At 41.5% G+C, this 20,975-nt stretch carries 21 protein-coding genes; 14 read left to right on the top strand and 7 right to left on the bottom strand.

Annotation, left to right across the window (positions count from 1 at the left end):
• Window positions 1–44: 44 nt before the first annotated feature.
• From FQ085_RS04755 to FQ085_RS04735, 6 genes are all read left to right on the top strand, one after another.
• Window positions 45–725 carry a GTPase gene (locus FQ085_RS04755; RefSeq protein ID WP_262499756.1) on the top strand — a complete coding sequence of 227 codons (681 nt, stop codon included), beginning with the start codon at window positions 45–47 and terminating at the stop codon, window positions 723–725.
• A gap of 108 nt (window positions 726–833) precedes the next feature.
• Window positions 834–1,058 carry a hypothetical protein gene (locus FQ085_RS18260; protein WP_262499755.1) on the top strand — a complete coding sequence of 75 codons (225 nt, stop codon included), beginning with the start codon at window positions 834–836 and terminating at the stop codon, window positions 1,056–1,058.
• A gap of 103 nt (window positions 1,059–1,161) precedes the next feature.
• Window positions 1,162–1,842 carry a response regulator transcription factor gene (locus tag FQ085_RS04750; RefSeq protein WP_149456050.1) on the top strand — a complete coding sequence of 227 codons (681 nt, stop codon included), beginning with the start codon at window positions 1,162–1,164 and terminating at the stop codon, window positions 1,840–1,842.
• Window positions 1,823–3,226, top strand: a complete 1,404-nt coding sequence (locus FQ085_RS04745) for a sensor histidine kinase (RefSeq protein WP_262499754.1) — start codon at window positions 1,823–1,825, stop codon at window positions 3,224–3,226. The genes FQ085_RS04750 and FQ085_RS04745 overlap by 20 nt, the downstream gene beginning before the upstream one ends.
• 125 nt (window positions 3,227–3,351) lie before the next feature.
• Window positions 3,352–4,218: a peptidylprolyl isomerase gene (locus FQ085_RS04740; protein ID WP_058384262.1), complete on the top strand. Its 867-nt coding sequence runs from the start codon at window positions 3,352–3,354 to the stop codon at window positions 4,216–4,218.
• Window positions 4,219–4,231: 13 nt separating this feature from the next.
• On the top strand, window positions 4,232–5,425 hold the full coding sequence (locus FQ085_RS04735; RefSeq protein ID WP_058384263.1) for a S1C family serine protease: 1,194 nt from the start codon (window positions 4,232–4,234) through the stop codon (window positions 5,423–5,425).
• A gap of 98 nt (window positions 5,426–5,523) precedes the next feature.
• Here the strand turns inward: FQ085_RS04735 and FQ085_RS04730 are convergent, their stop codons facing one another.
• Both FQ085_RS04730 and FQ085_RS04725 read right to left on the bottom strand, forming a co-directional pair.
• On the bottom strand, window positions 5,524–5,727 hold the full coding sequence (locus FQ085_RS04730; protein WP_058384264.1) for a hypothetical protein: 204 nt from the start codon (window positions 5,725–5,727) through the stop codon (window positions 5,524–5,526).
• A 54-nt stretch (window positions 5,728–5,781) separates the two neighbouring features.
• On the bottom strand, window positions 5,782–6,486 hold the full coding sequence (locus tag FQ085_RS04725) for a type 1 glutamine amidotransferase domain-containing protein (protein WP_058384265.1): 705 nt from the start codon (window positions 6,484–6,486) through the stop codon (window positions 5,782–5,784).
• Window positions 6,487–6,631: 145 nt separating this feature from the next.
• Here FQ085_RS04725 and ytvA point away from each other — a divergent pair, with 145 nt between their 5' ends.
• Window positions 6,632–7,441 carry a YtvA family blue-light photoreceptor gene (gene ytvA, locus FQ085_RS04720; protein WP_262499753.1) on the top strand — a complete coding sequence of 270 codons (810 nt, stop codon included), beginning with the start codon at window positions 6,632–6,634 and terminating at the stop codon, window positions 7,439–7,441.
• Between the two features lie 50 nt (window positions 7,442–7,491).
• Here ytvA and FQ085_RS04715 read toward each other — a convergent pair whose 3' ends face one another.
• From FQ085_RS04715 to FQ085_RS04695, 5 genes are all read right to left on the bottom strand, one after another.
• A complete protein-coding gene (locus FQ085_RS04715) occupies window positions 7,492–8,367 on the bottom strand; it encodes an SDR family oxidoreductase (protein WP_149456049.1) in 876 nt (291 codons plus the stop codon).
• A gap of 147 nt (window positions 8,368–8,514) precedes the next feature.
• Window positions 8,515–9,150 (bottom strand): superoxide dismutase family protein, encoded by a 636-nt coding sequence (locus tag FQ085_RS04710; RefSeq protein ID WP_058384268.1) that lies wholly within the window; start codon window positions 9,148–9,150, stop codon window positions 8,515–8,517.
• 229 nt (window positions 9,151–9,379) lie between these two features.
• Window positions 9,380–11,983 (bottom strand): YfhO family protein, encoded by a 2,604-nt coding sequence (locus FQ085_RS04705; RefSeq protein WP_149456048.1) that lies wholly within the window; start codon window positions 11,981–11,983, stop codon window positions 9,380–9,382.
• Between the two features lie 20 nt (window positions 11,984–12,003).
• The gene (locus FQ085_RS04700) at window positions 12,004–12,399 is read right to left on the bottom strand and encodes a GtrA family protein (RefSeq protein ID WP_058384270.1); all 396 of its coding nucleotides are present in this window, start codon (window positions 12,397–12,399) and stop codon (window positions 12,004–12,006) included.
• A complete protein-coding gene (locus FQ085_RS04695; protein ID WP_058384271.1) occupies window positions 12,389–13,327 on the bottom strand; it encodes a glycosyltransferase family 2 protein in 939 nt (312 codons plus the stop codon). The genes FQ085_RS04700 and FQ085_RS04695 overlap by 11 nt, the downstream gene beginning before the upstream one ends.
• A gap of 311 nt (window positions 13,328–13,638) precedes the next feature.
• Between FQ085_RS04695 and FQ085_RS04690 the strand changes: the two genes are divergently transcribed.
• The 7 genes from FQ085_RS04690 (at window position 13,639) to FQ085_RS04660 (ending at window position 20,959) form a co-directional block, all read left to right on the top strand.
• Complete coding sequence (locus FQ085_RS04690; protein WP_058384272.1) at window positions 13,639–14,253, top strand: TerD family protein; 615 nt, start codon at window positions 13,639–13,641, stop codon at window positions 14,251–14,253.
• Between the two features lie 14 nt (window positions 14,254–14,267).
• Window positions 14,268–14,846: a TerD family protein gene (locus tag FQ085_RS04685; protein WP_058384273.1), complete on the top strand. Its 579-nt coding sequence runs from the start codon at window positions 14,268–14,270 to the stop codon at window positions 14,844–14,846.
• A 108-nt stretch (window positions 14,847–14,954) separates the two neighbouring features.
• Entirely contained in the window at window positions 14,955–16,100 is a 1,146-nt protein-coding gene (locus FQ085_RS04680; protein ID WP_149456047.1) for an HpcH/HpaI aldolase/citrate lyase family protein, read from the top strand.
• 19 nt (window positions 16,101–16,119) lie between these two features.
• A complete protein-coding gene (locus FQ085_RS04675) occupies window positions 16,120–17,403 on the top strand; it encodes a phosphoribosyltransferase domain-containing protein (protein ID WP_262499752.1) in 1,284 nt (427 codons plus the stop codon).
• Window positions 17,400–18,509: a cysteine protease StiP family protein gene (locus FQ085_RS04670; protein ID WP_058384276.1), complete on the top strand. Its 1,110-nt coding sequence runs from the start codon at window positions 17,400–17,402 to the stop codon at window positions 18,507–18,509. Before FQ085_RS04675 ends, FQ085_RS04670 begins: the two co-directional genes overlap by 4 nt.
• On the top strand, window positions 18,506–19,321 hold the full coding sequence (locus tag FQ085_RS04665) for an HAD family hydrolase (RefSeq protein ID WP_149456045.1): 816 nt from the start codon (window positions 18,506–18,508) through the stop codon (window positions 19,319–19,321). Before FQ085_RS04670 ends, FQ085_RS04665 begins: the two co-directional genes overlap by 4 nt.
• Window positions 19,322–19,345: 24 nt before the next feature.
• A complete protein-coding gene (locus FQ085_RS04660) occupies window positions 19,346–20,959 on the top strand; it encodes a YceG family protein (RefSeq protein ID WP_149456044.1) in 1,614 nt (537 codons plus the stop codon).
• Window positions 20,960–20,975 lie beyond the last annotated feature (16 nt).

The raw sequence follows: 20,975 nt of genomic DNA, 5'->3' as shown, positions 1-20,975 counted from the left end.
AAAGATTATAATAGTCAGTAGATGAGAGACGAGGGGGGCTGTCTATGGTGAAAGAATTCGAAAAAGAAGTGATGCACGCTATGGATAAGATGTTTGAAAATGAAATGAAGAAAGTCAATGACTCACTCAGTCAAGATCTGTTAATTTCCTTGATCGGTGAAGTGAATGCAGGAAAATCTTCTACCATCAATAAGATTATTGGAGCAGAAGTTGCGAGCACCAATCCGATGCCTGGAGAAACAGTTAGCGTGGATCCCTATAACATTCACGGGTTGGAAAACATTAAATTTATGGATACTCCCGGATTGAATGATCCTAATGACGAGAATCCTAAAAAAACCTTAGAGTTTGTACAGAAATCTGATATTGTGCTGTTTTTCTTAAACGCTGCCGGAACAGTATTTTCTGAAAGCGAAAAAGAGAAGTTTAATGAAATCGAAAAACACAATAAAGACATTTTGATTGTCTTAAATAAAATTGATGCGGCGGAAAACATACCATCCATCGTTCAATTCATCCAAGGACATACAGGTCATAAATACAAAGTCATTCCAATTTCCTCGAAAACAGAAGAGAATTTGGAGACTTTAAAAAAGGAAATTCTTTTTTTGCTCGAAAAGAAGGGGAAGGATTTGCTCTTCGCTAAAAGCTTGAAAGAAAAATCCTCTGCGGCTACGCGTTGGATTATCGGTGCTGGCGTTTCAGCGGGCGTCATCGGAGCATGACCTATCCCTGGATCAGATGTAGTACCGCTAACGTCTTTACAAGTCGGGCTGATTATCAAGTTATCGAAACTTTACGACAAACCGTTAACTAAAAAAGCAGCGAAAGACATGATTGTGATTACCGCGACACAAACAATCGGTCACACGATTTACCGGCAGGCATTAAAGTTCATTCCGGGAGCAGGATCTATTATTGGGGGCACAGTTGCTTCGTCCATGACGCTAGCACTTGGCTATGGTGTGAAGTATGCTTATGAAAATAACATGGCTATTGACTACGACATGATCGGAGACTTATTCGTAAAGCTGAAAAAACGTGAGAAAAAAGCCTGATGACTAAAAATCGCCCCTCTCCTGCAGAGGGGCGATTTTCAATTTGCTTGCGTCTTTCGAATTTGTCATTTACCTTTAGAAGAAAGGTTGGCGGAGGTGCGGGATGAAGATATTGGTTGTAGAAGATAATCCAAGTGTTAGTTCGATGCTGGAGCTGTTCTTTTCGAAAGAAGGCATTCAAGGTGAATTTGCAGCTGATGGACTAGAAGGCTACCAGAAATATAAAGAGGGCACACACGATTTGTTAATCTTGGATTGGATGCTTCCAGGAATGGACGGTATCTCATTGTGTCGCAAAATCCGTGAAGAAGGAAGCGCAGTTCCGATTATTATGCTGACTGCAAAAGATAGTGAATCTGATCAAGTGATTGGTTTTGAAATGGGAGCTGATGACTATGTCACAAAACCGTTTAGTCCGTTAACGTTGATGGCGCGTATTAAAGCAGTTACTCGCAGGACTCAAAAGATGGAAGCCACTTCGGATCTCATCGAAACTCTCCATTTTACTGTGAATAAGGAAACTCGGAGTGTCTTAAAGGATGCACAAGAAGTTGATGGTTTAACGCCTAAGGAATTTGATTTGTTGGTGTTTTTCTTGCAACACCCAAAACAAGTGTTCAGTCGTGAACAGTTATTGGAACAAGTATGGGGCTACCAGTTTTACGGTGATGAACGAACAGTGGATGTTCACATTAAACGACTTCGGAAAAAGATAAATGGCGGAGACAAGCTATTCCATACCGTATGGGGAGTGGGCTATAAATTTGAAGAACACGCGAATTAAATATTTCTATCAGCTGATTGCTAGTCATATGAGTATTTTGCTGATTGCTTTTTTGATTTTGAGTGTTTTGTTCGTTCGTTATGTAGATGACTTTGCGTATAACGAAAAAGCACAGGAATTGGAGAATTATGGTGAACAAATTATTGATGAGCTCGGTCACAAGCGACCGGGCACTAACTTGCAGTCATATGTCTCAATCTTAAAAGCACAAAATATCAGTTTTATCGTTTTTGATCAGCAAAGTCGTATTTTGTATCCGGTGTCTGGCTCTTTTCCACCTGTTGAGCTGACACCAAAAGAATGGAACGTTATTGAACAAGGCGAAACTCTTATCGTTAATCGTGATGTTGAGCGGTTCGATTTTACGGTAACATTTGTAGCGATGCCTTATTTTGAAAATGACCAATTGGCTGGTGGCGTCTTGCTTGCTTCCCCTGTTAGTGGGGTAAGTGAAATGATCGCTGAGTTAAATAAAACCTTGACCACTGCTATTTTAATTGCGTTTGCGATTGCTTTGTTGTTTAGTTTATGGCTTTCTAAAATGCATGTTAGCCGAATTCAGCGAATGCAAAAAGCGACTTCTATGATTAGTGAAGGTCATTATGATGTCAATTTGCCTGAATCGAATTTTGATGAGTTCGGTGATTTAGCACATGACTTTAACAAAATGGCTGCGAAGCTCCAGCAATCGAATGAAGAAATCGATCGGCTGGAAAATCGTCGCCGTCAATTTATGGCAGATGTGTCACATGAAATGAGAACACCACTGACCACCATTGCGGGCATCATGGAAGGGCTTCGTAACAACATGATTGAAGAAAGCCAACGGGAAAAAGGCATTCGTCTAGCGAGTGAAGAAACAAAGCGCTTAATGCGTCTCGTTAATGAAAATTTGGATTACGAGAAAATTAGATCTAATCAAGTCGTGCTAACAAAAGAAGAAATTGATGCAGATGAGCTATTAGAAATTATCCAAGAACAGCTTTATCAGCAGGCAAAAGATAAAGGCAATACAATTGTCATTCACACGAATCCAGGAGATATTATCTATGGCGATATGGATCGTCTCATTCAAATCCTGATGAACATCGTCAAAAATGCGATTCAGTTTACCGAAGGAGGTACCATTTTCTTAACCACTCATTCTGAACCCGACCACATGTCGATTATTGTTGAAGATAACGGGGCGGGAATTGATGTCGAGGAAATTGATTTGATTTGGCGTCGTTTCTATAAAGCAGATTTATCGCGCGGAAGTGGCCAATTTGGATTGGGCTTATCGATTGTTAAGCAATTGGTGACGCTGCATGATGGAGAAATTGATGTGGAAAGTAAAAAAGAGCAAGGCACGAAGTTTATTATCCGCTTGCCACATAAAAAATGACTTGGGACAAACAGTCTCAAGTCATTTTTTTGAAAAAAATAGTTGATTGTTAAAACTCTAGTCATAGTTTATTCATAATTGCTTGATAAGCTAGAGATAACAACTTAGGAAAAGAGGAAATAAGTATGAAAAAACTTTTATACATTGGAATTGGCGTACTAGCGGCAAGCGCAATTTTTGTGATGGTTGCATTTTCAGGGGACGACTCAGTAGCTTCAGTAGGAGATAAAGAAATCACCAAAGAAGCCTTGTATGACAAAATGGTCGCTTCTGCTGGTGCAGCGACACTCGACGCGATGATTTCAAACGAAGTGGTCAATCAAGAAGCGGATAAAGCAGACATTAAAGTGACTCAAGAAGAGCTCGACGCAGAAATGGCAGTCTATGAAGAAAGTTATGGTGGGGCGGAAGCACTTGAACAAGCACTGGCGTCAAGCGGAATGTCGATAGCAGATCTGGAAGACGAAATGAAAATTTACTTGAAAGTTGAAAAAATCGTCGGACCAGATATTAACATAACAGATGAGCAAATCAGTACGTATTTTGAAGAAAACAAAGAGTCTTTTGAACAGCCTTCAAAAGTTGCAGCAAACCACATTTTGGTAGGCACTCAAGAAGAAGCAGACGAAGTCAAAGCGAAGCTTGATGATGGGGATGACTTTGCCGAACTAGCAGCAGCATATTCTACAGATACAAGCAATGCTGACAATGGCGGTGCACTAGGTGAATTTGGTGCAGGAGAAATGGCAGCAGAGTTTGAAGCAGCAGCATTTAGTATGAAAGTTGATGAAATCAGTGAGCCTGTAGAAACGGAATATGGCTTCCACATCATCCAAGTGACTGGAAAAACAGATGCAGCAGATGCAAATTTAGAAGACAGCAAAGAACAGATAAAAGAAACTCTATTTGATGAAGCATTAAATACAAAATATGCTGAATGGCTAGCTGAAAAAATCGAATCATACGATATCGTCAATACTTTAACAAAATAGAGGAGGAGAACACATGGGGTATTATAATTCATCTGAACCTAAAGGAAACAAAAAAGGCTATTTTGCTTCAAGCTTTACAGGGTTACTTGCAGGGGCGTTGTTAGTAGGAGTCATTTTGCCGAGTGTGACTGATGGAGAAGTGGCAGGGACTGAACCGACGTCCACCAGTCAGGCGGTCAGTGGCTTGCAAACAACATCTTCAGTTGTCACTTCAGATGTAACGAAGGTTGTTGAGAATACAACAGATGCAGTGGTCGGGGTTTCCAATTTACAAGTAGCACAACAAGATCCTTTCGCTGCACAAACTAGTGAAAAAGAGCAATCGCAAGAAGCGGGTGTCGGATCTGGCGTCATTTATAAAAAAGATGGCGACACTGCATATGTTGTGACGAATAACCATGTAGTAGAAGGCGCAGAAAAAGTGAAGGTCACGTTATCAGATGGGACAGAACTTGATGCAGAAGTACTGGGAACAGATGTCTGGACTGATTTGGCGGTGTTGAAAGTTCCAGCTGCGAGTATCAAAACGGTAGCAGAATTTGGAGATTCGTCGGTATTACAAGCAGGTGAGCCAGTTATCGCTATTGGTAATCCATTAGGCCTGCAGTTTTCAGGGTCAGTAACGACAGGTGTCATTTCAGGAACAGAGCGCTTAGTGCCAATTGATATAAACCAAGACGGCACAGAAGACTGGCAGTCAGAAGTTCTTCAGACCGATGCCGCTATTAGTCCCGGAAATAGCGGGGGCGCGTTGATTAATGCACAAGGGCAAGTAATTGGCATCAACTCCATGAAAATCGCTCAAAGTGCTGTAGAAGGAATTGGCCTGGCGATACCGATCAATACAGCCATTCCAATTATCTCAGATCTGGAAACGCAAGGAACGGTAAGCCGACCATCAATGGGAGTTGCGATTTTGGACTTAGCAGAAGTCCCTGCACAATATCGCGGCAATCAATTGAACTTGCCAGCTGAAGTTGAAGGGGGCATCGTCGTTCAATCGGTAGTTGAAGGTTCAGGAGCGTCAACAGCAGGGCTAGAAGCATATGATGTCATTGTTGAACTAGACGGAAAACCAGTGAATTCTGTATTGGAACTTCGTCAATACTTGTACAACGAAACGAAAGTCGGAGAGACGCTGAAAGTGAAAGCTTATCGAAACGGAGAGCTTCAAAATTTTGAGCTGACATTAATGGAAAATAGCTAAAACACGAAGAAAAAAGGGGAGCTCTCAAAAAGTCATGCACAATGACTTTTGAGGGCACCCCCTTTTTATTATGGATAAGTTGAATTGCCTGAAAAAAATTAGTTAGAAACGCCAAACCAATCTGTTCCAATTCCGAAGCCGATGAGGATGAGAACCAGTATAACAAAGATGATAATACCGAGTTGCAATGGCTTGTAACCGGTAACTTTCGGTTCTTGTAATCCTTGTTTATCTTCAGGTGGACGGCGTTTTGCTTCTTCTTCGGTCTCTTTCATGTATTTCTTTTTGTCGTCGTTGCTCATTTGAATGCCTCCTCGAAGGTGCTAGTAGTTTTCTTTACCCTGTTAAGAAAAAGTTCAATCCATGAACTTTTCTTCTGACTGCAACTCACGTTGAGTGAGTTTCTGAGCCAGTTCACGACCGAAAAGCTGTGAAGATTGCGGATCGCGACCTGTTAGAATTTGTTTGCTCCCCCAGACCACATAGGCGTCGTGATTGCTCTCTTCGTGGTAATTGCCAATCTTCTTTAATTCATCTTCAAGGCTAAAAGGTAATAGTTCGACAACCTCTTTTGGTTCTTTGTTATTTGGGTAGCCGGTTACTTTCAGCCCTTCTAAAAGATGGCGACCGTCCCTAGTCTTTGTATAAACCAGTGGTGCCGGTCCGTGACAAACAGCGGATACAATACCGCCCAATTCATAAACGACATTAATCACAGCGTGTAAGTCTTCGTTGTGTGCTAAGTCAAACATCGCCCCATGTCCGCCAACGATCATAATGGCGTCGTAGTCGCTAGCTTTAACATCAACTATCGGTGTCGTCTTATCTGCCATACCTGATTCGTATTGCTTTTTGTAGATACCATCTGGATCGTAATCTTTACTTATACTGATTGGATCTACAGTAGGTTTACCGCCCTCAATAGAAGCAAGTCCGACAGTATGTCCTTCTTTTTCAAGCTCTAGTGCAGGAGCAAAAAGTTCTTCTGCCCACCATCCTGTTACGTAATTATGTTCTTCGTTTATATAGCCATTTGACAGTACTGCCAATACTTTCGCCATTCTTTTTTCCTCCTGTTTGGAAAAGTCTTTGTTCTTTCATTTACCCTGTAAAGAAATCCTGAAACGTAATGGATACAGAGTGTTTGGATTTGAGTTCGGAGATATGCTAGGATTATTACATGAAACGAGAGAAGAGGTAGATCACTTGAGAGAGTTAAACCAAAAAACCCAAGTGACTTTGCTTGAAGCTATGCTCGATGGCAGCAAAGTTGGGACAATTGTGACTGATCCGTCACAGCAGGACAATCCAATCATTTATACAAATAGAACCTTTATCGAAATGACCGGATATACGCAACAAGAAGTAATTGGGGAAAACTGTCGTTTCTTGCAGGGACCTGAAACATCAAAAGAAGATACTGAAAAAATGAAAAAAGCTATCGCCAATAAAGAAAAAGTGATTGTGACTTTATTAAATTATCGCAAAGACGGTTCTCCATTCTGGAACCGGCTAGTAATTGAGCCTGTCTGGATAGACGAGAAGCTTTATTTTATCGGCACGCAAACGGACATTACGTTAGAGCGTGCTCAACAACAGGCGATTATGGCGAACGAAGACGAGATTGAAAAATTGATGCTCCCTATTTTGTCCGTACAGGAAAATGTTGCGACCGTTGCACTTGTTGGAACTATGGACATTCAGCGCTTTGAAATGTTGAAGGTGAAAATTTGCGAATATGTTCAACAGCATCGTATTGAATATGCAATTATCGACATCACCGGTCTGACTTGGAACGAAAAATCACCGCTTTATTGGTTTTCACAAATTTACGAAGCACTTCGAATTATGGGAAGTAAACTTTATGTAACAGGCATTTCTGCGGTTGCTGCTCAGCAGTTTGTCAATAATTTAGATCGTGACAGTCGCTTAGTTACATTTTCAACAATTGAAAAAGCATTGAATTTTATTGCACAAGAAGAAAGTGGAAAAAGTCGCTTGAGACAAAATAAGTAATGACGACATTTGCTAAAAACAGCCCCGGCGTATGCCGGGGCTGTTGTATTTTACGAACTAATATAATCTCCACCATTAATATGAATCGCTTGTCCTGTTACGTAGGTAGAGTCTTTAGAAGCTAGATATACGTAAGCTGGCGCCAATTCAGAAGGTTGCCCACGTCGCTCCATTAATGTGTCGTTCCCTTGGTTTTTGACTTTTTCTGCATCAAAAGTTGAGGGGATAAGAGGTGTCCAAATAGGACCAGGTGCAACTGAATTTACGCGGATGCCTTGTTCTGCAATGTTAGCAGACAACGAGCGAGTAAAGCTTGTAATTGCTCCTTTGGTTGACGAATAATCAATTAGTCCAGGAGCACCGCGGTAAGCAGTTACGGATGAAGTATTGATGATACTGTCTCCTTTTTGAAGATGTGGGAGAGCAGCTTGAGTTAAATAGAACATACTAAAAATGTTAGTAGAGAAAGTTTCCATTAATTGATCAGGGCTAATCGCTAGAAAGTCATCTTGTGGAAACTGTTTTCCAGCATTGTTCACTAACACATTCAATTGGCCGAATTCAGAAATAACGTCTACTATAAGCTGATTGCAATTTTCAACGTCACTGACATCGGTGGCAAATTTAATTGCCTTTGCTCCGTAAGACTCAATCGCTGCTATTGTTTTTTTTGCATCTTCGTGTTCGTCGAGATAGGCGATAGCGATGCTGGCACCTTCTTTAGCATAGGCCACTGCTACTGCGCGACCGATCCCACTGTCTCCGCCTGTAATAAGTGCGACTTTTCCTTCAAGTTTTCCAGAACCTCTATAGTCTTTGTCATCATAAATCGGTTCAGGGTTCATTTGCTTCTCGGACCCCGGCTGTGTAGATTGTTCTTGAGGTTCAACTTGTTCATCTATTTTTTCGAATTCATCTCTCGCCATTGTAAATCCTCCTCTAGTTTAAGTAGTACTAGTTGCATTATTCCCGTTGGTAATCCACTTAAACACTGGAGAGCAGAACTAGATTAATCAGAGTTCAAAAAAGGCAGTGCCCGTTTAGAGAGGGCACTGCCGATGTTTAAGCGATCGTTATTCTGCGGCAATGACGCCACAGGCAATGCGGTCTCCAGAGTCACCAGAAGGATCGGTTTTTTGATCATCTTCTCCTGCGTGGATAACAAGCGCAGTTCCGCCTTCTTTGAGTAGTGAATCCTCTTCGCCAATTTCAAGCGTCACATTTTCGGCAACAAATTCTTGTGAGACGTTGCCGTCTTCGCCTACTTCAAGGTTCGGCAAGTCACCGGCATGCGGACCGTCAGCGTTGTCCATACCATGCATCGTACTTTCTGGGTTAAAGTGATCACCAGCTGATTTGAAGTCAGGAACTTCACACATACCTTCTTGGTGGAAGTGAATACCATGCATGCCTTGTTCTAAATTTTCTGCTTGAAGTGCGACTGCGACACCGCTGTCTTCTTCAGTCAATTCAGCAGTGCCTATCGCATCACCGTCACTGTTCATTAATTCGACGGTTACCATCAGGATTTCGCCATCGTTATTGGTAGCTGCTCCTTCAGTTGAATCTTCACTGCTGTTGCTGTCATCGTTCGTTTCTTCTGTTGCGCCATCAGATTCCGTAGGCGGATCTTCTGTCGTGTCATTGCCACATGCTGCTAAAAGGACTAAAAAGCTTACGATTAAACCGAACAACAACCAACGCTTCATCTGAATTCCTCCTTTAAGATCGTATTACCCTTCCTTACACGTTAAAGAGAGAGAGTAAACGCAATTTTTCAAAACAACTTCTTTTGTAGGAGAAGAAATTCCAATAAAGGGAAGCTCATTTTCTATAAGAGGAATAGATGAAAAAATGCTCCACTTCTGACTAATCACGAAAGTCAGAAGTGGAGCACTTAAAGCAGTAGTGAAAGAAATCGCACTTATCGATAAAAATTTAGGTGAAATCAGTCGGTTTTCTAGTTTTTCTTTTGCGAAAAACTAGTGCAAAACCAAAAAGGGTGGATACTAAACTTACAGCTGCAGCTGACTTAAAAAAGGGCGGTCGATAAGCAAGCGAAATGTCGTTATCGCCTGCCTCTAGTGGAATTGCCATAAAGGCAAAGTCGGCTTTTGCTACCTGTACTTTTTTGCCATTTACGTGTGCTTGCCAGCCGCGTTCATACGGAATGGATAGCTTTAAGAAGTCATCGTTGTCTTTATTGGCATAATCCAAGCGAACCTGACTGCCATCAATTGATAGATTGCTAGACAAGTCTGGTTGAGCAGCTTGTTTGCGCAAGGATTCATAGGAAGCAGAATAAACTTGGATATCGGTTATGTCATAGCTTCCTTTTGGAAGACGAATTTCAATGGATTCATCAGCAGGTATGCGAATTGTTAAGTCGTCTACAAATGTTTTGTAAATAGACTGATTGGACTTTCTTGTTGTTTGGTAATCATTCACTTCAAGTAGGAAGCCTTGATCGGCTGCCTTTGTTTCTAAATGGAAAGAAACAAATAAGTCATCACCGGATAGCGGTAGGTTTTCTACGGTTAAGTTCAAGCCGCCTGTTCTCTCTACGACTGTTAGGACATCGTCATGATAAGTAGCCCCAATTGTAGCTTGGTCAAAGGCAAGGATGTTTTCATTCGACTCTGGCAAAGAATCCGTATCTTGACTGCGATCTAGTACAACCCCAGTCAGCATCGCTTGTTCACGCATTAGCGGAGATAGCTTAGCCAATTGCTGTTCTTCGTAAACTGTGGAAGTCGACCGTGCAAACGGCAAAACGTAGTCGTTTTCATAGACGATATACTTTTCGGAAGAATGGATCTCATTAAAGCCATAAGGAATATTGGTGTCTCCACGCGAGCGAATCACGTATTTGCCTTGTAGCATGCTGTACAAGTTGGCGCGGTTGCCGAGTGTGGCGTAACGACTAACACTTTCACGTCCCATATCAATTTCAAGATCATACAAATAAAAATACAATAAGTTTTTGTTTAAAATACTAGAATATGCACTTAGTCCTTGGAAGTCTTGAACGATTGGCGTGTTATTGCGGACACCTTCCATCCAATCAATTCGATAAAGTTCGTCGCTTTCTTTTGTGTGAATAAACTCAATGAGTGTATTGATTTCAGGGTCATCATAGTCGACTCCCGTTATCAATTCTTCGCTAACTTGTGAGATATCACCTTCATCCAGAATTTTTTCGGTTTGATAAAGGTTAGCAAACAGCAAAGTCCAAACTAAAACGGATGCCATTAACAGCCATTTGACTATATCTTTATTGAAATTTACGTATAGAGCTAGCAGCAACAATGTCATGATGAGCGCGCGAATCGCAAGCGTTGAGAACTCTGAGTCCATTTCAAAATACTCGTCGTTTCGAACGTAATAAACAAAACTTAAAATCGTTAGTATCGCTGGAAGTAGAAAACGCCATCGTGTAAATTTATGCAATTGATCAAATGCGACCGCAACGGCTCCGCCCATAACTAAGGATAAAAAATATTCCCAACGGTATTGCGGAGCAGAAAAGCCGTTAAAGGCACTGCCAATCATCGGACTATTGTGCATAATTATCGCGACGATTCCAAGTAGTGCAAACAACCGGAATGTTTTATGGTTATACAGAAACCAGCAAAACAATACGAGGACGAAAAATGCAGGCAAGACAATAATTGAGCTACTGAACAAAATATTATCAAGTAGTTCATTTTTCCAAAGAATTTCTTGCTTAAAATCGGGTCTATGGTTGTTTAAATAGGCATAGACAGCAGGCACAAAAGAAACTGCACTGATACCTGCACCAATCAGTCCGGCGATCAAAAAGCTCATTATACTTTTCTTTTTGGTTTGTTCATTCGTAGAGAGTGGGATAAACAGACGGAACAGAATATAAAGTGCAGTTAACAAAAAATTGATATAAGCAAAATAGAAATTGTCAATCATTGATACGGCGATAGCTACTAAAAACCAACCAGGCTTTTGTTCGCGGAAGATTTTTTCGACACCAAACAATAGCAGTGGAAGCCATAAATAGGCATCTGCGAAAAATTCCCAATACGTAGCGTGGCGAAAATACATTCCTGATAAACCATAAAGACAAGCACCTATAAAAGCAGCAGGTTTTGAAATGTTCATATACATAAATAATCGAGTAGTGATAAATAGCACAGCGGCCAGACGAATAATGCTGATGAAAACAGCGGCATTTGCCCAAAACAAGACGTCAGTTGTCTGGATAATATTCGCAAATTTTAAAAGGGCAACGATCATTATTGAAACTAGGAACACAATAGATGTAGAAAAATAATAAGACAGTTCGCTGAATGTGCCAGCTCCTAATCCAAAATCAAACGAGTAGAAAAACTCTCCCCGTGTATATTGTTCAAATAGAAGATCCTTAAAAGGGAGCATTTGAGAGAGTCCATCGTTAATACCTACCATGAAATGCCCATTTGCCCATTGGCGGAGAAAAACAGTATGACCGATTGCTGACAGCAGCAAGCTGAAAAACAATAGAACAAGAGCAGGGCGCAGTTTTTGCATAGAGTCACCGTCTTTTTTTCTTATTTTGGAGAAGGCGTATCTTTAAGAATTTTACTCGATACGACAAATGTTATTGGAACTGTAAACAATACGGCTGCAAAAGGAGCGATATTGCTATTGAGGTGAAGAAATTCTACGAAAATAAAAATTAACACAGTAGAAACCGACATGTTAACGACTTGAGTTAATGGAAAGTATAAGTATTTCTTAAGTGTAGGCTTTATGCGATACGTGACATAGCAGTTTAAGAAAAAAGAGATGTTCAAACTGATTAAGAATCCGACAAGATGTGCCAGAAGGTAAGGCAAATTGAAAACATTGTGAAGCAACAAGTAAATCGAGTAATAACTCAAGGTATTAAGGACCCCAACAAAGACGAAGCGAGTAAATTCAGTATTCAGCGCTTTAGGATTCATTGTATTCATCCGCATTGCTAATATCTACAAGAAAGTGTGGGCGTTGTTTGGTTTCATTGTAAATACGTCCAATATATTCACCGATAACTCCGAGACTGATCAGTTGAATGCCTCCTAGTAACAAGATTGCTGTAATTGTCGTAAAGTACCCGGGAGCTCCGATACCTTCTTGCATAATATTGTATAACGTAAAAAAGATATAAATGAGTGACAGAAACAAAACCAAAAAGCCTGAGTAAAAACAAACGCGTAAAGGCTTCATATTAAATGAAATGATGCCGTCGATGCCGTAATTGACGAGACTAGCAAATGACCATTTGGAGTCGCCGTCAGTGCGCAACACATTTTCGTAGTTGATGGTCTTTTTGCTGAGCCCAATCCAAGAAAACAAACCTTTGGAGAATCGATTACTTTCGCTCAACGTTAAAATGGCATTAATGGCTTTGCGACTTAGAAGCCGGAAGTCTCCTTCCCCGTCTTGCAGATCAACATCAGTAATCGAGTTGATCAGCTTATAGTAAAGTGAAGAGAATAGCGAACGAACTTTAGAATCGCCCGTGCGTGAACGTTTCGCCACAACTTGGTTAAAACCTTCCTCGTAGCCGGTAACCATTTCCCCAATCAAAGTGGGAGGGTGTTGTAAATCACTATCCATAACGATGGCGGCGTCGCCTTTAATGCGCTTCAAGCCGGCGAGCATGGCAGACTCTTTTCCGAAATTACGTGTCAATGAAATGTATTTTACATTCTCATGCACTTCGGCTAATTTTAAAATCTCTTGGAGTGTGGAATCGCTGCTGCCGTCATTGATGAACATAATCTCATAACGATATGGAAGCGCCTCAAGTTCCTGCGCCAACTTGGCATACATGGAAGCGATATTGGCTTCTTCATTAAAAGCCGGAACGACAATAGAGATAAGCTTCATTATTGGTTGCTCCTTTCAAACTGCTTTTGAAAATAATTTTTTAGCTAGTATTGGCTACCTTAATTAAGAACTATGCCTGAAAATGAAACTTCTTAGCGTTAGATACGTATTAGTATACGTCAGGTGTTTTAAGAAAGCATTTGTCTGAAAATTCAGCGTGAACTTACAACCTGTAAAACTTCAGAACGTGAAATTTGAAAAGACAATGCCTGAATTTTCGGGTTTTCTGGTAGGTTCTATTCGTTGAATTTTACATGGCGGACCAATACCATTAAAATAGAATACATACTGATGAATGGAGAGTGTTAAGAATGGCGATCAATCTCGTAAAAGGTCAAAAAATCGATTTAACAAAAGGACGTTCATCGCTTTCAAGCATAATGGTTGGATTAGGATGGGATCCTGTCGCAACTAAAAAAAGCGGAGGCTTTTTAAGCGGCCTATTAGGTGGCGGCGGTGGCGGTGCTGAAGTGGACTGTGACGCATCTGTCTTATTGCTAGACGAAAATGGCAAGCTGACAGCCAAAGAAAACTTAATTTATTTTGGTAACAAGAAAAGCAAAGATGGCAGCGTAGTTCATTCGGGCGATAACTTAACTGGAGAAGGCGAAGGCGACGATGAAGTTATCAATATCGACTTGAAACGTATTTCACCTTCTGTTCATCGCTTAGTATTTGTTGTGAATATCTATAACGCTAAACAGAAGAAACAAGATTTCGGCATGATTGAAAATGCCTTTATTCGCTTAGTCGACAATCAGTCGAAAGAAGAATTGGTTCACTACAACCTTACCGATAATTATGCAGGTAAAATGTCGTTAATTACAGGCGAACTTTACCGTCAAGGTGCAGATTGGAAGTTTTCAGCTATTGGTGAAGGCGCAATCGAACCTGATATCGGATCAATTGCAAACAAATATTCTTAAGGAGTGTTGAGAAAATGGCGATTAACTTATCAAAAGGTCAAAAAGTAGATTTAACAAAAAGCAATCCGGGCTTATCTAAAGTAATCGTAGGCTTAGGTTGGGATACAAACAAATATGATGGCGGACAAGATTTTGACTTGGATTCTTCCGTCTTCCTCTTAAACAGCGAAGGCAAAACGGCTTCAGAAGCTGATTTTATCTTCTATAATAATACAACGGGTGCTGCTGGCGCTGTAGAGCATACGGGTGACAACAAAACGGGCGAAGGCGACGGAGATGACGAGCAAGTAAACGTTAATTTGTCAGCTATTCCAGCTTCAATTGAGAAAGCAACTTTTGCCATCACGATTCACGATGCAGAATCACGCAGTCAAAACTTTGGCCAAGTGAGCAACTCATATGTACGCATCATCAATGGAGACACAAATGAAGAGTTGATCCGTTACGATTTAGGTGAAGACTTTTCAATTGAAACTGCAGTCGTTGTCGGGGAACTTTACCGTCACGGAGGCGAATGGAAATTTAACGCCATTGGCAGCGGTTATCAAGGCGGCTTAGAGTCTCTTGTGAAAGACTTTGGCTTAAACAGCTGAGTTAACGATGGAAAAGCAAGGAGACTATCTCCTTGCTTTTTGTCCATTCATATACGAAATGATAATTTGAACGGGCTGTAGCTAGCAGCATGCCGGGAGGGATCACGCATGAGACATTTTAACGGATTGACCGATTCTGATTTAAAGACTTTTTTTAAACATTCCCCGGCAGAATTTAACCGTGATACGGAACGGGAAACCTTAAGCTTGGCGTTGGGTGCAGCGCTTTATACACCGGGTTCTAGAGTAGATTTTGCTCGGAAAATTTTAACTGGTGATTATAATAACGGCGTATTTGCTGGTCTTACAACACTAATCGTCTGTTTGGAAGATGCAGTAGCTGATACGGAACTAAAACAGGCAGAAAAAAATACAGTGGGCGAGTTCAAAAAACTGGAACAAGCGAATGCAGAGCAACTCATGGCTGGACCAGCTTTGTTTTTGCGGGTTCGCACACCCGAACAATTAGACCAATTAGTAAAAAATGCAGGAACGGCATTGAGTGTATTGACAGGAATCGTTTTTCCGAAATGCTCACCTGTAACGTTGCCATCATTTTTTGAAGCGCTCGACCGTGCTAGTGAAGTGGCTGGTAGAAGGCTGTATGCATTGCCTTTGCTCGAAACGAAAGAAGTGCTGTACAGTGAATCTCGTGAACAAACTTTGTCAGAACTATACAGTATTATGCAATCACAAGCAGAGCGAATTTTGACGGTTCGCGTGGGAGCTACTGATTTTTCTAGCCTCTACGGCTTACGTCGGCCCGCGGAACGGACCATTTACGATGTTCATGTTATTCGAGACTGTTTGATGGCTATCTTGAACCGTTTTGGGCGTGCAGAAGACGGATTCACGGTTTCTGGACCTGTCTACGAACATTTTTCAAGTGGGGAGCGGCTATGGCTTTCTTCTAAACCGGAAGAAACCTTATGGGAAGAAGTTCAACTGGATATTCTAAATGGCTTTAAAGGAAAAACCTGTATTCATCCGTCGCAAATTTCAATCGTCAATACAGGTCATATCGTCACACTTGAAGCTTACGAAGACGCTAAACTAATTCTAAACGAAAGCAGCAAAAGAAATGGTGTCTTGCAAAGTCCTAAACGCAATAAAATGAACGAAGTAAAGCCGCATTTGAGTTGGGCGAAAAAAATTGCCGCTCAAGCGGAAGTCTACGGGGTGCTCAATGAAAACTATCAACCAATCGACGTCCTCAATCATATCCGGGCCAGTCAAGTATCAAATCAATACTAAATTATGGGATAACCTAAACATGAATATCTCAGTTACCTATGCTTATCAAGGTTTATCAGCGGAATCGCTGTTTTCTGTCGCTTTGCGTGTGAATAAAAATCGTCAATTTTTGTTTGTCAGTAAACTAATTGCTAAACATCTAGCTGTTCATCCTTCTTTAGCTCTTGGAACAGGCACTTTATTGGCTTCTTTGCTAATGGAAGAAGTTGGGGTTGGAGGATATCCAGAGACGCCTGCTCTTGTCAAAATGATTGAAACGGGCGTAGTAAATCGCGACATAACTCTGCAATCGCTTGAATTTAAAAAAACGATGCCCAAAAAAACAGTGTTTATTGGCATGGCAGAAACAGCAACAGGTCTTGGGCATTCGGTTTTCCAACATTTTGAGGAATCTGCTTATATTCACACAACACGTGAAGAGGTTATCGGCATTACCCCATCTTTTGTCTTTGAAGAAGAACACTCCCACGCAACGTCCCATAAAGTATATGCGCCTTCAGGTATGCTTGAACAAGCAGAGACGATCGTGTTAATCGATGACGAGATTTCTACGGGTAACACCTTGTTAAATTTTGTGTGTGCATTAGATGATCAATTTCCCGGAAAGAATTACGTGTCTTTATCCATCCTTGACTGGAGAAGTGATAGCCAAAAGGAAAAAATAGATAAAATAATGGCTGAGCGGCAGATTGATTTGAAGGTTTTATCATTAATGATGGGCCAATTTGAATTGTTGCACAGCACAGCGCCTACTGAATCAGAAATGGGTTTGTTGAGTGGTGATGGATGCAGAACTCCACATACCGAACTGGGCAGTGAAAAATTAACAATCGGCTCAAAAACGGGACAACGATATATTTCGCAAACAGGGCGTTTTGGCCTTACAAGTGAGCAACACGATGAAATAGGTAGCTGGGCAAAAACTGCGGTTGAAAAGCTTGTGAGTGTAAGCGATAAGGCATTAGTCATTGGAGTAGGAGAGAATATGTACTTACCTTTGCGTTTTGCCTTAGCACTAGAAGGAAACGCACTCGTCCAAACGACGACACGCAGTCCAATTTTTGCTTCGCCAATGGTCGATTATCCGATTAAGGAAAAAGTTAAGTTTGAGCTACCAGATGCATCCGGAGTTAGCCAATTTATCTATAATTTAAATGAATTGGAAATCGACCGAATTTACTTGATAGTTGAATCCGTCATTGCACTATCCGATTGGCAGCCGCTTCTCACATACTTGGAGAAAAAAGCGCCAGTAGAATGGATTTCTCTAACAACTACTAAAAGGAGTGAAGAAATCGAATGATAGCTACCGGTTTAGTGAAAACGAGTTATCCGAAAGAAGACATCACCTTCCTATTGAAAGATGTAAGCAACGAATTTACTGAAAGTACGTTGGAAGAGCGTGAAAAAGCGGTTCAGACCGGGGCACACTATGCAGAACGACTGCCAATGGAATATCGTCCTTCTGATGAATATACCAATCTTTATCACGAAACAGTAGGTAAGACGAAAGAGCAATTAGGCTATTTGGTTGGACTCGTAACGCGTCGTATTTTCATGAATGCGGGAACAGATGACATTGTGCTCGTATCCCTAGCACGTGCCGGCAGTCCAATCGGTATTCTGATTCGTCGATACGCCGAGCAGGTAATGAAGATGGAGTGGCCGCATTACAGTGTTTCTATTTTACGCGATAAAGGAATTGATGAGAAAGCAATCGATTCAATTCGCGCTGCACATCCGACAAGCCGTATTCAGTTTGTCGATGGCTGGACCGGCAAAGGGGCTATTCAAAAAGAGTTGACTAAAGCAGTTAACAGTCTCAATAAGGAAAAAAACATGAATTTATATGATGACATGGCAGTGCTAGCCGATCCAGGTGCATGCGCAGTATTGTTCGGTACGCGTGAAGATTTCCTTATTCCAAGTGCTTGTCTAAATGCGACCGTGTCAGGTCTGGTAAGCCGCACAATCCTTAACAAACAGTATATTGGTGAAAATGATTTCCACGGTGCCAAGTTTTACGGAGAATTGCTTGATGAAGATTTATCGAATGACTTTATTGATCAAATTACTGCCTGCTTTTTGGAAACGCAAGAACAAGTTAAACAAGAGGCTGTTTCAACTCCTGTAATAGCAGAAAGAACTTGGCAGGGCATGAAGGAAGTCGAAGCAATTGGTCAGCAGATGTATAGTGAAACCGACTTTCATTTGATTAAGCCAGGTGTTGGTGAGACAACGCGCGTACTGCTTCGCAGAAGTCCTTGGAAGATTTTGGTTAATAGTCTAGATAACCCGGATGTTCATCACATTTTGATGTTGGCGGAAGAGAAAAAGGTGCCGGTAGAAGTTGTTCCCGACTTGTTTTACCGAGCGATTGGCTTGATTCGTTCAGGTAAAGAAATATGATGGTACTGTTCGCTAGTGATTTAGATCAGACGCTAATTTATTCCCGCAATTCGATGGGGATGGAAGTAACGGAAGAAGAGTTAGTTGAAGTAGAGCGCTACGAGGGAAAACCACTGTCGTTTATGACGAAAAAAAGTCAATCAGCGCTTTGGCATATTTCTGCTTCGGCATTCTTTTTGCCCGTGACTACACGGACACAAGCTCAATACGAGCGAGTGACGGGTATTTTTAACGGACAGCAAGCACCGCGGTTTGCGATTGTATCTAATGGCGCCGTCATTTTGGAAAACGGCAAACCAATCAAAGAGTGGTCTGAAAAAATTCGCCAGCAGTGTGTCAGTCGGAAAACCATTATTTCAGAATTGCTACCGGAAATTGAACGTCATTTTTCGGAGGACTGGGTACTGAAAGTTAAAGAAGCGGAAGAGTGGTTTGTTTATCTGATTGTCGATCGTGCACGTTTTCCAATAGACAAGCTGGATTTCTACACAACCGTATTTAAAGAGCTTGGATGGGGAATGTCCCTGCAAGGTAGGAAGCTTTATTTTATGCCAGAAAGCATTACGAAAGCAGCTGCCGCGTTGTACATTAAGGAACGTATAGGTGCCAGTTACGTTCTGGCAGCTGGAGATTCGCTACTCGATCTGGATTTACTAGAAAGTGCCGATTATGGCATGGTGGCATCTCACGGCGAAGCAGTAAAAAGTAGAGTTTCAATGTCCGAACATATTCATAAGACCGATACACACGGCATTAAAGTTGGAGAGGAAATCTTGGCTCGTGTTGCTGAGATTTCATTGCAGCGTCAGTAAGCAACAAAGCAAGGAGAGATTCCGATGGTTCAATTGAATCCAATCCCCGCTAAAACCTGGGATCCAGAAAAAATCGGGGAATGGCTGAAAAAACCGATTGTGGATCACAGCGAAACGAAAATTGAAGAAGACCGCATTACGTATCCACAGCTACTCGGACAAGTTATAGGGATGACACTTGATGCCGATGACTATTTCGCGTCTATTTATGACGTCATCGAAGCATCAGATGGACGGATAATTCGACTTTCTGACCGAATGAACAAACATATTGAGCAGGATCGTCTTCGGACACTTCAAGATTTGTTCGAAATGAATAAAAAAGAAAATGGGTTGTCACCCAATCGAATGGTAGCGTTTCTTGATGGCAAAGGACTGCTACCTAGATTAAAAGACGCGGATTTGAACAGACGTCTACGACTTGTATTGATTGATATTTTGAAAGCTTTTCAAACGCAATCCGGAGGAAATACAACACATTCCTCTTTTCGTCGCGTAACGACTGACTTAGTTAAGTGGATGTTTAATCACATAGCACCAGAAATTGAAAAGCTAGAGTTGGAAAAAGGCTTGCCTGGCTTTTTATGGTATGGCAGCGTTTCAGAAAGTGAAACTTGGTTTTTGAAGCTTTCGGCAGCGTTTGGCTTCCATGTCGTTGTCTATGATCCTAAAGGAGAGCGTTGGTTTGAAAAAGCAGTTGGAGCTGAAGGGCTTCATAGCCACAGTTTTCAAGTGAACGCCGAAGCACTTCTTCCTTTTCCAGATGAAAAGCCGAAACGTGTGGGAACGGTCGCCTATCGTGCAACTCAAGAAGTAGACCGTCTTTTGCATCACGATGATTCTGGACTTTATAAACCCTTCCAATTTAAATCGTATTTGACTCGCTCGGTTCGACTTAAAACGACGATGGACGAAGCTTTCATGCTTGCTAAAGAACGTGCAATGGTGCGGCCGTCTTTTTCTGTAGCAAGTGGAAGTGTCAACATTCCTGTCGTTTTTTCTAAGCTGATGGGTATTGAAAAGGACCGCAAACGCTTTTGGGACAATGTTCATAAATTGACTGAGCGGGAAGACACAAAACTAGTTCGAAGCTTTCCTTTTGCGGAAGAACGAAAAGGCAATCAGCAATTCCATTACCGTGCTGCTCTTGGAAAAAACGGACTGTTGGATCCGGAAAAAATAAAAGCTGCGCATTGGTGGAAATACAATAAATTGCCAGATGGTGTTCAGACAGCAATTGCAGCAGCAATCGCGAGACATGCGGAAAAGCCAATTCTCGTGCCTCAACATGGCGAATCATTTGAAGAATTGCAGCTTTATGCTTTTTCGCAATCGATGTCGCTGCCAGATTCGGTAATTCAGTTGATTCAATTATTCGATTATCCGCAGTTCGTACCCACAATGCTCTTTTATAACGAAGAAAAAGACGGTGAGTTGAGCCGTGCCGACGCCAATGCGATTGCGTTGATTCATATATTTGGACTCGACGTCATTATCATCAATCCACAGGGGCATCAAGATATTGAACGCTGGATCGATTCCGAATCGTTCGATACACACTGGCTTGATGAACGGAGCTTTAACGAGCCTTACCGAGAGCCTTCTGTCGTGAAAAAAATATTAAAAAAATGGCTATAGCCAAAAAGGAGTGAAA

The organism is Planococcus sp. ANT_H30 (genome assembly GCF_008369335.1).
Classification (GTDB): Bacteria; Bacillota; Bacilli; order Bacillales_A; family Planococcaceae; genus Planococcus; species Planococcus kocurii.
This window is presented reverse-complemented; position numbering and strand designations above follow the sequence as displayed.

Bases quoted from the DNA above. Each gene is read 5' to 3' on its own strand.
- FQ085_RS04660 (WP_149456044.1), top strand. From the start codon at position 19,346: ATGGTTCAATTGAATCCAATCCCCGCTAAAACCTGGGATCCAGAAAAA.
- FQ085_RS04690 (WP_058384272.1), top strand. From the start codon at position 13,639: ATGGCGATCAATCTCGTAAAAGGTCAAAAAATCGATTTAACAAAAGGA.
- FQ085_RS18260 (WP_262499755.1), top strand. From the start codon at position 834: ATGATTGTGATTACCGCGACACAAACAATCGGTCACACGATTTACCGG.
- FQ085_RS04700 (WP_058384270.1), bottom strand. From the start codon at position 12,399: ATGAATCCTAAAGCGCTGAATACTGAATTTACTCGCTTCGTCTTTGTT.
- FQ085_RS04685 (WP_058384273.1), top strand. From the start codon at position 14,268: ATGGCGATTAACTTATCAAAAGGTCAAAAAGTAGATTTAACAAAAAGC.
- FQ085_RS04710 (WP_058384268.1), bottom strand. From the start codon at position 9,150: ATGAAGCGTTGGTTGTTGTTCGGTTTAATCGTAAGCTTTTTAGTCCTT.
- FQ085_RS04735 (WP_058384263.1), top strand. From the start codon at position 4,232: ATGGGGTATTATAATTCATCTGAACCTAAAGGAAACAAAAAAGGCTAT.
- FQ085_RS04695 (WP_058384271.1), bottom strand. From the start codon at position 13,327: ATGAAGCTTATCTCTATTGTCGTTCCGGCTTTTAATGAAGAAGCCAAT.
- FQ085_RS04730 (WP_058384264.1), bottom strand. From the start codon at position 5,727: ATGAGCAACGACGACAAAAAGAAATACATGAAAGAGACCGAAGAAGAA.
- FQ085_RS04670 (WP_058384276.1), top strand. From the start codon at position 17,400: ATGATAGCTACCGGTTTAGTGAAAACGAGTTATCCGAAAGAAGACATC.
- FQ085_RS04715 (WP_149456049.1), bottom strand. From the start codon at position 8,367: ATGGCGAGAGATGAATTCGAAAAAATAGATGAACAAGTTGAACCTCAA.
- FQ085_RS04675 (WP_262499752.1), top strand. From the start codon at position 16,120: ATGAATATCTCAGTTACCTATGCTTATCAAGGTTTATCAGCGGAATCG.
- FQ085_RS04740 (WP_058384262.1), top strand. From the start codon at position 3,352: ATGAAAAAACTTTTATACATTGGAATTGGCGTACTAGCGGCAAGCGCA.
- FQ085_RS04755 (WP_262499756.1), top strand. From the start codon at position 45: ATGGTGAAAGAATTCGAAAAAGAAGTGATGCACGCTATGGATAAGATG.
- FQ085_RS04705 (WP_149456048.1), bottom strand. From the start codon at position 11,983: ATGCAAAAACTGCGCCCTGCTCTTGTTCTATTGTTTTTCAGCTTGCTG.
- FQ085_RS04725 (WP_058384265.1), bottom strand. From the start codon at position 6,486: ATGGCGAAAGTATTGGCAGTACTGTCAAATGGCTATATAAACGAAGAA.
- FQ085_RS04680 (WP_149456047.1), top strand. From the start codon at position 14,955: ATGAGACATTTTAACGGATTGACCGATTCTGATTTAAAGACTTTTTTT.
- FQ085_RS04665 (WP_149456045.1), top strand. From the start codon at position 18,506: ATGATGGTACTGTTCGCTAGTGATTTAGATCAGACGCTAATTTATTCC.
- FQ085_RS04750 (WP_149456050.1), top strand. From the start codon at position 1,162: ATGAAGATATTGGTTGTAGAAGATAATCCAAGTGTTAGTTCGATGCTG.